Genomic DNA, 14,429 nt, shown 5'->3' with positions numbered 1-14,429 from the left:
ATGAGTGCCAAATATGAACGCCAGGGGCCCGGACTACAACGTGACATTGCACAACTGCTGACTCTCAGGATCCCGCGCGGGAACGATCACCCGCCACTCCAGAGGCGAGCGTTACGCCAACCTGAAACGTATTTCACCGATTTCATAGTCATTGCCCATCGAGGAGTCCTCATGGCTATCGATGAACAGAGTGATGGAGGAACCCGAAGGACGCACAGTATTCCCAAGAGTTCGCCAGGTATTCATATTGCTAATCCGGGTTGCATTCACCACCTGACCTTGTGAAGAGCGCAGACCGATGAATGGAAGGTTGAAACGCCCGTCAAATCTCCTTACCTGGATGCTGAATATGTAGTCAGCGCCCGGTCGGAGATTGCCAAACGACTGACTGAAAATGACACCGCTCTTGAAGTTGACCCCGTAGGTGTAGTTATAAAACGTCGTATAGCTACCCCAGTTATGAAACCGCCGGTCGCGCATATCACTGAGCGCTGGGCCGAAAGCCCAGCCGTTCTGGTTGCTGTTGTGGAAGTTGGTGATGTGGTCGAACCCGGGGCGAATCAGCAACACCCGAATCAGCAAAGCGCCGGGGGACATTCGCCCGGGCCAGGTCGTATCTGATCCTCACGGATCGATTCAGGTTTTCACTGACAAACCGCTTCTGAATTGGAATCTGCAGTGGCTTTCCTGCCTGGGCTGCACTGACGGTAACCACGGCGGACGTGTCCGACACATCACCGTCCCAGATCAAGGTGATGACGTCGTCCTGCAAGGTGTCGGTCACCGGCAGCGTGACCGTCACCTGGGCGCCAACATCATCAGGGTTCAGATAATCTCCCGAGGTTCCGCTGACGGTCACAGCGGGCAATGTTCTGGTCGGTTCTCCCACCTGAAGTTGCATTCGCAGCGACTGACGATGGGGCGTGCGATCAATACGTTCGTAATACACCTCGACGGGCAAGGTATTAAAGCGTCGGACCTCCGAGTTCGGAACCGTAAAGCTCAATTGGCGGTTATCAGGGATAGCCTCCAGAAAAATCTCTTCAGAAAAGTTGACCCCATGGGCGACCCAAACGACGCGAATTCGAGTGCCCGGTGTCCAACCGTCCTGCGCACGAAATCTCATCGTGGCAACCGAGGTCGAGGCGATCTGTCCGTTAGGTGCCTGGTCGATGGTCGGGGCCGGCCAGTCCAGCAGTTGCCCGATAACCCGTACACGCACTTTTCGTGACGGGTACCAGGTATCGGTCACGATCTTGTACACCTCGTAATACATGATTGCGATACCGCCCGTGATGGCCCTGAGCAGCTCATTCTCGACTTCGAAGTGCATAATGTAATTTGTCTTATCGACGAATCTACTTTCGGTATGAAAGAAGGGCACGTTTTCTATGTCGCGGCCCTGCCACTGCAACCTGACCGTGTCACCTTTTTCAAAGAATTGCTCATCGGTCCACAGTTCAATCAATTGCGCCGCTCCGCCGAGCTCCTCCATGTCAATGACCTCCCCTGGCTGCTTAAGCCAGGGCCCTCGCGGCCGGTAGACCCCAAGGTTGACGTTGACCCGACTGATTTCAGACCAGTTGGCGTCGGTATTGGGTGCGGGGTAGTTGCCGCCCATGTCGATGATTTGCATCGCCACCGGCAGCGCCTCTTCGTAGTCGTCATGCCTGATCACGTCTGCGTAGACGACGACCTCAAAGGAGCGCATTACCTCCTTTTCTGAAATGACGTAAGGGACTATTTGGGAACCCCAGGCAATCAAACAGGTGTCACCCGCCGCCATGTTTTCGTAGGGCTCCACCCTGAGCGCTACACCTTGCTTGGCTCTTCTCTCATCCACATGGCTACCGGCGGCCAGGTCTTCGGGCAAGGAAAAAACCAGCCCCTGATTGCCTGGGGTATCCTGGTCCGGGTCCGGGTCTCCAGGGCGGTCACGCTTGACGCGTAGCCTTAGAGGTTCGGTTTTAGAGGCGTTGCCGCTGGGGCGCCGAATGATGCAGTAGACTTCGGCCCAATCCGCCAGGATCTGTTCTTTAGGGGCTATGAGTTCGAAATACCGGTTTGCCTGGTTCTCAGGTTGGACGACGATATAGTCCACGGGCAGTACGGGATCGCTCCAGTAAAGGTAGATCTGGGTGTTTAACGGCAGCACCGCCGGAGGCACCAGTGTCACCACCAGGTCGTGTTCGACATGCCGCAGGCCGATGCCGCCGTGGTAGTCGCCAAAGCCTTTGAGCGGTGGGTACAGGTCATCGATAAATACCGGACCAATCATGTCGTATTCTTCGTCATCGAGCGGGTGCTCAGAATCTACTTGCGGTGCATGAGACATTGGGGGACCTCCACCGTCTAACGGGTTGCTGATGGTTTAATGGCTAAGTATTAACAGCGGTAGGGTTAGCGCTGGGTACCCACGGTTGCGTTACCCCACCATTTCCCATACCTGCAGCTTCGAATAACGGGGGAGCTGTCCGTCTCGATCGAGGCTGTAATACACCTTCACGATTTCGCCCATTTGAAGATCGTCCACTGATATCGGGATGCGCAGCGCCTGGCCGGCGGTGTCTGCGTCCAGTGTGGTGGGCACGGTGGTTCTCGACTGGCTGGAGATCCATTGCAAGGTCAGGGTGTCGCCGGGTGCGGTCTCGGTGAACGGCACGAAGACCGTCACCTGGTGTTCGCCTTGCGCACGCTCGACCTGTGCCTGGGGTAGACGACCGAGGGGTTCGCCTACCTGCAATTTCAGGCGAAGGGACTCATGAACAGGCAAGGGGTCAATGCGTTCGTAATACAGTTCGGTGAGCTGGTTAGCCAGCGTTTTGACTTGCGCTCCGTCCACCGTCAACACGATGGTGCGATCTTCCGGAATCTCGTCCAGCGTGTGTTCCTGGGTGTAGATCGTTGTATCTGCCTCCCATACCAGGCGCACCTGCATCGGTGCCTCCCAGCCCGGGGGCGCAGTGAACACGACGGTGGCCTTGGCGATGTCCGGGTCCAGACGGCCCCCGTCAGCCTCCAGAACCCGAGGTGCCGACCATGGACTGGTTGCGCCGCGCGCATTGATCCGGGTGGTTCTCGATGGCACTTCCTGCTCAAGAAAGGGCGGCTCGATCTGTACGGCGTCGAGGTCGACATTAACCCACGTTATGGGTGACCAATTAGTGTCCGAGTCAGGGTCCATATTCACTGCGGGGAAGTTGCCGACGGCATCCACTACCTGTAGCGCTACAGCGGTAAACGGACTGCTGCCTGCGTCCAAGACGACCTGCGTGGGCACTCTGATTACAAAACGTCTGCCCACCTCCGACGCCATCACCACACGAGAAAAACGCTGAGAACCCCAGACGATATTGCAGGTATCGAACTCCGCCATGTTGAGGTAGGGCTGGATATCAAGATCGATTCCCTCCACTGCCCTGCCACGATTCACCACCTCACCCGCCTGCAAGTCGGGAGGCATGAAAAATACAAAACCCTGATGGCCCGGAATACCCGTGTTTGGGTCGCGCTCACCGGGGCGATCCAGTTTGATCCGCACCTTCAAGCGATTTGACTCCACCAGGCCTTCTCGAGGTTCCTGAACGGTGCAATACGGATAGGCCCAGGTCGGCAGAACGTTGTGTTTGTCCATCCTGAGGGCAATTCTCGAGGCGTTCTGGTTCCCGCTGTCTATCACGGCGTAATCGGCCGGGACCGGGCTGTCCCAATAGAGAAATATCTCGGTGGCGAGCGCGTACCTGCGCTCAGGATAAAGCGTCGGCCGCACATCATGCTCCACATGCCGAATGCCCAGGCCGCCGCTGGATTGGGTGGCGGCTTGATCCTCCTTGATCGGTGGCGTCAGGTTATGGATGACAAGTTCGGGTTTATCCTCGGCACTTGGGCCGCCAGGTTTTTTTGGGGCACGAGACATGGTGAAACCTCCAGGCAAAAGGGGCCGCAATCAATTCGGCAGGCTTTCATCGCCAACGGTGTTCCGGCGTGCAATCCGCACCGTCGTCACGCCTGAGTAACGCTGCGGTGTCCCACCCAGGTTGACCAGCCAATAGACTTTTACGATGTGATTGAGGTTATCCAGCACAAATTTTGCCGGCACCCTGACCCGCGCCTCGCCTGGAGTATTGGCACGCACAAGCATTTCGATGCGGTTGCCCGGGCCGAACCAGTGCAAACGGATATCCCGGCCAAGCGGCGGGTTGGGAATGGTGATCCAGACACCGTCCGGCACCTGATCCGGGTCCAGTCGGTGATTGATGACTCTTTCGACCACGGGGGCCGCCATGGGCGCCCAGCGCTCGCCCACCAGCAGGTTTTTACGCGCCGACTGACCCAACAGCCGAGGGGTGGCGCGGTTATCGGTGGCTTCGTAGTACATCACCGAAGGGCGCCCTTCAAAGCGCCTGGCTTGTGCGCCGGGCACATGGAACTCAAGCACGTTGTGCTCAGGATGTTCGCCGGCACTGCGGCTGAAGCGATACTCCACGGCGTTCTCCGGGTCGGGTACCAGCCAGACCAGAGTGATCAGGTCCGTGGGTTTCCATCTTTCCTGATAAGGCACGTAGGCGTAACCATCCAGGGGCATGGGTTGCAGATGGGCGAAGGGTTTCACCTCATTCATGTAGGGTGCGGGCCATTGCGCGACCGCGCCGTGAATCGTGACGTAGTCGGCAATGGAGTGAAAGGTCATGTCTTCGATGAATTTGTGGAGGGCGTATTGCACCTTGGCGTGGCCCTGAACCAGTTTCGCCACCAGCTCATGGCTTACCGAGAATTCAAATAATTTGTTGCTTTGATCCACCTGTCTTTTCTCGCTATGGCTGACGAGATTTCCGTGGACATCAGTGCCCTGGAAGAAAAACTCCAGTGTGTCGTCACGCGAGAAGTAGTTGGGATCGGCATAAACATTCGCCGTAATCGATTTCCCCTCAAGTTTCGCCAGATCAATCACCCGTGTTTGCGGATCGGCCTCATTGATATACGCCGGATACAGGAAGTCGTCCCGGGCAAACACCCTCACTTCACTGGCTGCCGACCAGGGTGCAGCAGGATCAGAATAGTTTCCGGTGTGCCCGCGCACCTGAAACTGCACGTTCAGCCGATCACTATCACCCGCGGCGATGATTGTGTCGTAGGGCACCACCAGGATGAAGGAGCGCTGCAGGTCTTTTTCATCGACCGAATGGATGACTTGCTGATCACCCCAGCACAGCAACAAGCGGTCCCCGACAGCGATGAACGGGTAGGGCAGCACTTCGACTTCGATACCCTCGCGGGCCCGCCTGTTGCTGACGCCGTTAACCAGCACGTCGGCAGGCAGTTTAAAGACCAACCCCTGGTGCCCCGGCTTCGTAACGTCGGGGTCGGGCCCGCCGGGCATGTTCAGGTCAACCCGCAGGCGCAGGGTCTGGGTGGACTCGCCGGTGAGGTTGTTCCGGCAGACCAGTGGGTCAATCAACTGCGGCCTGATACTGGCCGCCGGCAGCAGCAGCGGCAGCCGTGCCTGTTGCAGGTCGCCGGGTTGGACAAAGGTATGAGCCACCGGTATCAGCGGGTCGTTGCTGAACAATTCAAGCAAGTCACCGTTGGCCATCCGTGAGGACGTGTTCACGTAAACCACTTGGGGCGTCTGGATATTTCTGAGACCCAGGCTACCGTCAATGCCCACGTCGCCGGCATTGGCGGGAAGCATCCCTGGTACTTCGAGGCTGCCCAATACAGCAGTGGGTTGAGGTAGGTCAGTAATGACTGTGGACATCGCAGTGACTCCTTTCTGGATGCCCCCCGTCGGGGAGGCGAGGCTATGTATGTAGTAGGTTAATAGGGCCCGATGTTTGGTCGTCGACTATGTTCTCAAGTGGGGTACAAGCGTTAGAGGGATTGGAATAGGATGTTGTCGATTTCATAATCGTTACCGTCAGGGGAGGATTGGTGGCTATGGATGTAGAGGACAACCGAAGAGCTATTCGCTGTGAAGACTCCGCCTATTGGTACCCAGGCGTTGAACGTAGAAAGTGTAACTGGATTGGTAAGTACAGCCTGTGAAGTGCTGAGCGAAAGTACGGGTATAAAATCACGAGCATTGACCCTTCGCGCAGTCAAACTGAACTCATATTGACGCCCCACTACCAGATTGTTAAATCTTTTACTTAAAATAATGCCGGCCTTGTTTCCTGATCGAAACGTATCATTGAATAAAACAGTATTTGTGCCGTAAATCCTAAACGCGACGTCTCTAATGTCGCTAAGTGCGGGCCCCCGCGCCCAGCCATTTAAGTTGCTCCCGGTAAAGGTTGTAAGGTCATATTGACCCCTTCGAATTAATAATACATAGATTCTCGAAAAGCGCCGGGGAACATCAGCTCTTTCCAAGTCGTATAAGATCCGCACAGATTTATCCAGGTTGTTATCAACATACCTACGCTCGATGGGGATTGTAAGTTGTTTACCTGCTTGATCCCTGCTGAGTGTGATTTCAACTGATGTATCCAGGACGTCACCGTCCCAAGTAAGTGTGACGATGTCACCCTCAAGGCTATCCGTGAGTGGGATAGTTACTGTCACGTGGGTGCCAATGTCTGCGGGATCGAGATGGTTGCTGAACGTCTTTTCAACGATCACGGCGGGCAAAGTTCTTGCCGGCGCTCCCACCTGAAGTTGCATTCGCAGCGACTGACGATGGGGCGTGCGATCAATACGTTCGTAATACACCTCGACGGGCAAGGTATTAAAGCGTCGGACCTGCGAGTTCGGAACCGTAAAGCTCAATTGGCGGTTATCAGGGATAGCCTCCAGAAAAATCTCTTCAGAAAAGTTGACCCCATGGGCGACCCAAACGACGCGAATTCGAGTGCCCGGTATCCAACCGTCCTGCGCACGAAATCTCATCGTGGCAACCGAGGTCAAGGCGATCTGTCCGTTAGGAGCCTCGTCGATGGTCGGGGCCGGCCAGTCCAGCAGTTGCCCGATAACCCGTACACGCACTTTTCGTGACGGGTACCAGGTATCGGTCACGATCTTGTACACCTCGTAATACATGATCGCGATACCGCCCGTGATGGCCCTGAGCAGCTCATTCTCGACTTCGAAGTGCATAATGTAATTTGTCTTATCGACGAATCTACTTTCGGTATGAAAGAAGGGCACGTTTTCTATGTCGCGGCCCTGCCACTGCAACCTGACCGTGTCACCTATTTCAAAGAATTGCTCATCGGTCCACAGTTCAATCAATTGCGCTGCTCCGCCGAGCTCCTCCATGTCAATGACCTCCCCTGGCTGCTTAAGCCAGGGCCCTCGCGACCGGTAGACCCCAAGGTTGACGTTGACCCGACTGATTTCAGACCAGTTGGCGTCGGTATTGGGTGCGGGGTAGTTGCCGCCCATGTCGATGATTTGCATCGCCACCGGCAGCGCCTCTTCGTAGTCGTCATGCCTGATCACGCCTGCGGTGACGACGACGTCAAAGGAGCGCATTACCTCCTTTTCTGAAATGACGTAAGGGACTATTTGGGAACCCCAGGCAATCAAACAGGTGTCACCCGCCGCCATGTTTTCATAGGGCTCCACCCTGAGCGCTACACCTTGCTTGGCTCTTCTCTCATCTACATGACTACCGGAGGCCAGGTCTTCGGGCAAGGAAAAAACCAGCCCCTGATTGCCTGGGGTATCCTGGTCCGGGTCCGTGTCTCCAGGGCGGTCACGCTTGACGCGCAGCCTTAGAGGTTCGGTTTTAGAGGCGTTGCCGCTGGGGCGCCGAATGATGCAGTAGACTTCGGCCCAATCCGCCAGGATCTGTTCTTTAGGGGCTATGAGTTCGAAATACCGGTTTGCCTGGTTCTCAGGTTGGATGACGATATAGTCCACGGGCAGTACGGGATCGCTCCAGTAAAGGTAGATCTGGGTGTTTAACGGCAGCACCGCCGGAGGCACCAGTTTCACCACCAGGTCGTGTACGACATGCCGCAGGCCGATGCCGCCGTGGTAGTCGCCGAAGCCTTTGAGCGGTGGGTACAGGTCATCGATAAATACCGGACCAATCATGTCGTATTCTTCGTCATCGAGCGGGTGCTCAGAATCTACTTCCGGTAAACGAGTCATTGAGAGACCTCCACCGTCGAACGGGTGCTGCCAAGGGTCAAAAAGCCAGGTTCAAACTTCTGCGGCCGGTGGGCCAACCTGGACTACCTGGCGTTCGGATTCGTTTATGTCCGCCGTGGCGTTCAGATACTGTTCCGGCTCATAGACGTAATAGAGCTCAGGGGTAAGGCGGTTGAACTTCAAGAGTTCGCTGTAGGGAATCAGGCGCCTGATCGGTATGCCTTCCGGCACATTGCCGACGGTAAACCGGTCGGTATACAAGGTCACCTGATTACTACCCGGCAACACGTGACGCAGGATCAGCTCGATTTTGTCTGTAGGGTTGCGCCATGCGTACCACGGGATCTCCACGGCACCGCCATCCCTGGGAATGGGGTTGAGCACATGGTTGGTGTGGTTTACGAAGAACGGGGCCCGTAGCCGCACAATCGCATCCACCACCTGGGCGGTCGCAAACTTCGAATACCGCGTAGGCACGCCGGTCTTGAGCAGCAGGTAGCTGATTTCCATTCTGCCGCCAGCACAGGCGCGTACCTTTTCATTGGGTATGAAGAAGTCTTCCGCTCTGCCGGCAAACTGAATGGTGATGTATTTTTCCTCCAATACGACGCCCCCCAGCTTCGGATAACCACGGTAGGTCACGTGGTAGGTATGACCCGCAGGGCCGTCGTAAGGGGGCAGATAGAGCCGTATATGCAGGGGCTGACCATCCAGCCGCTCAAGGTCGATAAAACCTGCAACATCCTGGGTATTGAAAATAGGTGCAGCCAGGGTGTTGCGATCAAGGTCTATCAGTACCGGTATGTTCCGCGAACGCGGCGTGGAAACATTCCCGACCAAGTCAGCCACGCTAAAACTCACCAACCGGTTGATGCCGTTACCGGCCTCGACAATACCGTCACGGCTGATTGTGATCACTGTCTGTTTGCCGACACCCGAAACCTGCTGACGCGGCGCATTGTAGTTGCCGAACTTCAGCGCGATCAGGTCTCCGCTATCCATGTTCGGATAGGGATCGACGGTGACCGTCACCAGCCTGGATTGAACCTCTCTGATTTCGAGGTAGTTAGGCTTGAAGTTGAGTTCGGAGTGGCCTGGGAAAATTTGATTATCGTCGGCGCCTGCCGGTTGGGTTCTTTTGATTCGTATGTTCAATGGATTGGAGGTGTCGGAGTCCGGGCCGCCTTCATAGTGCACCACGTAGCCTAGCGTCACGCCCCCTTCGGGCAGGCTGCTGTCGGGAATGGCAAAAGCGAAGCTGCTGTCCGCATCTTCTCCCGGCATCAACGTTTTTTCCGCCAGGATGTTCAAGCCTGGCATCGAAACAACCTGGATTTTATCGTTGGGCTTCGCCGACCAGTTTTTGTACACGATCACGGTCAGGCCATGGGTCAGTAGCCGTAGGGGGATCCCGCCAGCATAGTTGGCAAACCCCGGTGACATGCCAGGGATGAACAGTTGATCCAGAAACTTGGGTTTAGCCACGGATGTCTTGGCTTTTTTGGTCGGCATGGCGTTCTCCGGTCAGGCAGTGGGTACGCGTTACAGGAATCACTACTGAGCTTTTGGGTTATCTAATACCGGTCGTGCATAGCTTGGCTACTGTCAGAATTAACAGGTTCAGACGGATGGTCTTAACCGATTTGCACGCGCTGGCGCACCGACTCGTTCAAGTCCAGGGAGCGAGCCCTGACCTGCGCGGACTCATACACGTAATAAAGCTCCGGGCTGAAACCCTCGAATCGTTCAAGGTCCTTGCGGTAGATCAAGCGCCTGATGGGCGCGCCATCGGCCCACGATGTGCCCACTACACGCGGCTCGCTAAATACAATGGTTTCGTTGAGCGACTTCACGTACCGCAGGATCACGGTGATGCCGTCTGTGGGCTTGCACCATGGGTACCAGGGGATACTCACGATCGCCGAATCGGGAATGGGCGCCACGACGTGCCCTGGGTAGCGTTCAAAAAACGCAGCCGCCAGGCGCACCACCGATCCCCTCACGCGGGCGAAGGTTTTTTGCGACACCAGGTCTGACGGTTCCGTGCGCTTGCGCAGGACGAAGCTTGTTTCAATCTTGCCCCCGGCGGCGGCGCGCACCACGCTGTAGGGCACCGGGTGATTGACGGGCACCCCGGCCCTGACGATTTCTTCAAACCCCCGGTAGGTGACCACGCCGCCCAATGGTGGGTAAGCGCGGAACGTGATGTCATACAGGTCTCCCGGCTTGCCGACCTGGGCAGTGGTGTACAGCTCGAGTTGCAGGCTCTCGCCGTTGAGCCGGTCCGGGTCGATGTAGCCCAGCGGGTCATCGGTGATGATGGCCGGGCCATCGGGTTTTGCGCCGGCCAGGTCGACAACCACCTCCAGATACCTTGAGCTTTGTACGGACGGGTTGCCGACCAGGTCGACCGGATAAAAGTTGACCAGCAAGCCATAGCTGTCACCCGCCTCGACAATCTGCCCATGGCTGATGGAAATGTGGGTCTGCTGCCCGACGCCCTCGACCGGCTGCAAAATGGTCAAGCCTCCCCACTGGAAGTGGATGACGTCTTGCGCATGCATGTTCGGGTAAGGCTCGATGATCGCGATAACGCCCCGGGCAGCTTCGGGTGGGTAGATTTGCAGGGCTGACAGGCTGAATGAGAGCGCTGGGTGTCCTTCTTCCGGCAGGTGACCGATGTCTGGGCCGCCGGGTAAATCGGTTTTGATCAGCACATTCAGGGGCAAGGAAAGCTCACCAGGAAGTCCGCCGGCGCGATGCAATACATAGCCCAGTTTGATCTCGCCGTCGGGCAGTTCTTTTTGCGGCAGGCTAAAGAAAAAATGCGCGTGCAACTCATCCCCAGGCTCCAGTTGTTTGACGGCCATGGCCCGGATGTTGAAGGGGTCTATTTGTTCGCCAACGGTGACCATGTCTCCTGGCTGGGCAGCCCAGGTATTGTTGACCTGTGCCGTCAGCCCGGAGGCAAACAACCACTCGGGTATCCCGCCGTCATAGCCCGGAACGTTCTGGGTCATGCCGGGAATAACCAACGGTTCAAGGACTGCGGGCATGGGCGACGGGTTGGGCGATGCAGGGACGCTTTGGCTGGGCACGGTCAATCTCCTGTTCGGGCGACGGCGCACCTTGAGCGAAAACCGGGGCGCCTTTGGAGCTATCAAATACCCCTGAAATGCACTTGGCTACTGTCAGAATTCACAGGTGGCGATTAGCCGCCTGTGAATTCTGACAGTAGCCATGGCTTTTTTTTGGGTGCCTGATTGGTGCTAATGGCCGCCCAAATGTGGGGGGATACGAGTTCGATCAGGAGCTTCGTCATGTCTAAACCAGCGCTGCCTAACGATCTGCTGCCACCGGTAATAATCCCCAACCTGCAACCGCCGATAGAGGGCGATATCGAGAAGGCCGATGGCGGCATAGGCTTGCGGCATCTCGAACACTCACTGGTGGTGTGGGTCGCGCGGCCTGAGAACAGCCCGGTGGGCACCTTGTTTGAGCTGTACTGGGGCACGTCTTTCTGGCCCGTGGCGAGCAACTTCATTCGCCACGGGGACGAATGGCTTAGCCATATCCCGCTCATTGTGCCGGCGTACAGTGTGGGTGAGTACTGGGCCGACCCTGTATATGCCGTCGTCGTCCGTAACGGCACGGAGCGCAAGACCCAACCTTTGCGTTTGCGTATCAACCGGCATCGACCGGGTGGACGTGATCCTGATTACGACGAGACCGGGCATCAGAACCTGGTGTTCGAGCTGGCGCCGGACGTGTTGCTGGACGGGGTGAATGATGAGCGGGCCCTCCGGGGGGTCGAGGTGACATTCCGGTATTGGGAGAACATGGCCGCTTACGACCTCATCATTTTCGTCTGGGGCTCTCAAAGAATCGAACGCCGAGTGCAGCCTCACGAGGTGAAGACCGACATCCGCATGACCGTTGATTTCCCAACCATCGCCGATGCAGGCAACGGTGAGGCTATTCCCGTGGCATTCCAGGTCATGGGGCCGACCGGCAACTTCCCGGATGAATGGTCACCCTGGTCGGCGACGAGCTGGGTGGACGTGCACCTGAATACCGAGCGCCTTGAAGCGCCCTGGGTGACATTCCCGGTGACGGATCGCGATATCGACCTGGCACAGCTGGACGGCAGGCCGGTAAGAATCGGCGTGCGCATCAGCGCAGCAGACGCTCGCACCTATTCCCTTGTCACCCTGGTATGGGCCGGAAGAGACGGGGCAGGGGCTGCAGTTCCGGGAATCCAGAGCAAAGCCCTGTCAGGGGCTGGCTCCTATGAGTTTACGATCGACCATGAACTGATTGCCGCCAATGCCCAAGGCCGCGCGGTTGTGTACTACCGGCTGCAAGGTGCCGGGCAGGACGACAAGCCTTCCTACAACCGCCACCTGCGGGTTATCGGCGAAGTCAGCCGATGGTTGCCGCCGACGATTGATCAACAGACCGGCGACTTCCTGTTGCCCGACCTGGTGAACGCCACCGTCAGGTTTGCGACCCGCGCCAGTTGGTCAGGCGGTGGGCAGGTTGAAGTGGTCTGGATAACCTGCCATTCCGACGACGCCATCGAGTACCGCACAGAGCCCCAGGCACCGCCGGCCGCAGGGCACATGACCTTTTCGGTGCCCGGCACTCAGCTCATGCGTTTTGATGGATACCTTGTGGAGGTGTACTACGTCTTCACCCGACCGGGGGAGCTTCCTCAGGAGTCCGAGCGGTTGACCGTGCAAGTGGGCGAACCGGTGCGTGACATGGCCGCCCCCACGATAGAAAACGCATTCAACGGCCAGTTGTCCCCCGACGATATCGGCGATTACATCAAGGTGACGGCACCCTTCACCGACACTGAACGCGCTGATTGGATCACGCTCTTCTGGATGGGGCCGTTGGCGAGTACCAGTGTCAAGGTTCAAGTCGGCCTGGACGGGCAGTTCACCGAGCACCTCATTGCCCGCGACTTCGCGATGCCCAACCTGGACCAGCGGGTGAGGGCTTTTTTCAGTCTGGAGCGCAGCGGGCAAAAGACCCGGTTTTCCCATGTCACCCTGGTGCAGATCTTTCGCGGTTTGGGCGAGTTGCCTGCGCCTAAATTGCTGGGAGCCGCCATCACCCGATCGGACAGTGCAACCCTGGCGCCACTGGACGTGCAGGAGGGCACGCAACTGGTTGTGCGCTACGTCGGCATGCGTGCCAGCGACACTGTCCAGGTGACCATGAAAGGCACTGCCGGTGCCGGTTCACCGGTGATCCCCAGCCGGCCGGGCAACGACACTGGCGGGGTGCTTGAGTTCGACATTCACCGGGCAGCGATTGCGGCCAACATTGGCAACAGGGACAAGATCGTCACGTTTGACTACAGCGTAACCCGAGGCGGTGAAACCCGAGCGTCGCAGCCATTGACGGTTGCCGTGACGCCCATTCCAACCAACAGATTGCCCATCCCCTTGATCAACAGGCTACCCACCGGCTCTGCCTTGGTCGTACCGGATTTCAACCAGGCGACGCGTTGGAGCATCGGCGCCTATCCCTTCCAGACGCCCAACGGGCAGCGTATCTGGTTGACCTACGTTGGGACGAATACCAGCAATCAGGAAGTCATCCATGAGCCATGGTCAGGGGCCGTGAATGGTCATGCCGCGGGTTATGAGTACGACCCGCGCCACACATGGTTCAGCTCGCTCAAACAAGGCTCTGTATTACGCGTTGAAGTGCGCATCGGCTTTGACAAAACCAGTACCGATAAGGCACAGGCGGTGCTGTTTCCAGTGGCGACTTACGTGGTCAATTCGAAGTTTGTCGATTTGACCACGTTCAATGATTACCAGATGAATGGCTGGCGCACGCTGGATGAAAACCACCCAGGGGGAATTGTCGCGCATTCGGGTCGCACGGTTTATCGGCCTGAGGTGAATCCGGCTTCACCGGTTACAACCTTTCTGTTCAAGGATTATTTTGCGTTGGCCGCCGGCAGGTATCGGCTGACGGTTGTTTGCCGCGGGGAAGGGGAAGGAGATTGGAGGGGGAGCGTGTGGTTTCATATGAATGACTGGCGTTTTGGCAATCATAATATGAATAAAGGTTCCATATGGATCGCTCACAATTACGAACTTCCCATTACCGAGTCTCCAATACGGCTCGCCATTGTAATCACGCCAATACATCCATCCTTCGCCCTGCCTATCGATGACATCAAACTGGAAAAAATATGAAGCGCGAGTGACTCGGGTGCCGCGTCAGATTGCTACTGCTTCAGTCGCTTCGTAGACCGAAACCGCCTGTCGCCACCTGTGAATTCTGACAGTAGGCAAGCACTGCGTTTG

At 57.1% G+C, this 14,429-nt stretch carries 7 protein-coding genes; 1 reads left to right on the top strand and 6 read right to left on the bottom strand.

From position 1 onward, the window contains the following. Positions 1–481: 481 nt before the first annotated feature. The 6 genes from ACUN0G_RS29400 to ACUN0G_RS29375 all read right to left on the bottom strand — a co-directional run bounded on the left by ACUN0G_RS29400 (position 482) and on the right by ACUN0G_RS29375 (position 11,195). Positions 482–2,335 carry a hypothetical protein gene (locus tag ACUN0G_RS29400; RefSeq protein ID WP_445575077.1) on the bottom strand — a complete coding sequence of 618 codons (1,854 nt, stop codon included), beginning with the start codon at positions 2,333–2,335 and terminating at the stop codon, positions 482–484. Positions 2,336–2,425: 90 nt separating this feature from the next. Continuing rightward, positions 2,426–3,916 carry a hypothetical protein gene (locus ACUN0G_RS29395; protein ID WP_445575076.1) on the bottom strand — a complete coding sequence of 497 codons (1,491 nt, stop codon included), beginning with the start codon at positions 3,914–3,916 and terminating at the stop codon, positions 2,426–2,428. A gap of 30 nt (positions 3,917–3,946) precedes the next feature. Next, entirely contained in the window at positions 3,947–5,758 is a 1,812-nt protein-coding gene (locus tag ACUN0G_RS29390; protein WP_445575075.1) for a hypothetical protein, read from the bottom strand. A gap of 113 nt (positions 5,759–5,871) precedes the next feature. After that, positions 5,872–8,097, bottom strand: coding sequence for a hypothetical protein (locus tag ACUN0G_RS29385; protein WP_445575074.1), 2,226 nt, complete (start codon positions 8,095–8,097; stop codon positions 5,872–5,874). A gap of 51 nt (positions 8,098–8,148) precedes the next feature. Next, a complete protein-coding gene (locus tag ACUN0G_RS29380; RefSeq protein WP_445575073.1) occupies positions 8,149–9,609 on the bottom strand; it encodes a hypothetical protein in 1,461 nt (486 codons plus the stop codon). Positions 9,610–9,731: 122 nt separating this feature from the next. Continuing rightward, on the bottom strand, positions 9,732–11,195 hold the full coding sequence (locus ACUN0G_RS29375) for a hypothetical protein (RefSeq protein ID WP_445575072.1): 1,464 nt from the start codon (positions 11,193–11,195) through the stop codon (positions 9,732–9,734). Positions 11,196–11,417: 222 nt separating this feature from the next. Here ACUN0G_RS29375 and ACUN0G_RS29370 point away from each other — a divergent pair, with 222 nt between their 5' ends. Beyond that, the gene (locus tag ACUN0G_RS29370; protein ID WP_445575071.1) at positions 11,418–14,318 is read left to right on the top strand and encodes a hypothetical protein; all 2,901 of its coding nucleotides are present in this window, start codon (positions 11,418–11,420) and stop codon (positions 14,316–14,318) included. Positions 14,319–14,429 lie beyond the last annotated feature (111 nt).

The sequence above is a fragment of the Pseudomonas sp. 32A genome (genome assembly GCF_052682255.1).
Note: the sequence above shows the minus strand (reverse complement) of the source record. Positions and strands in the feature narration are given on the sequence as shown.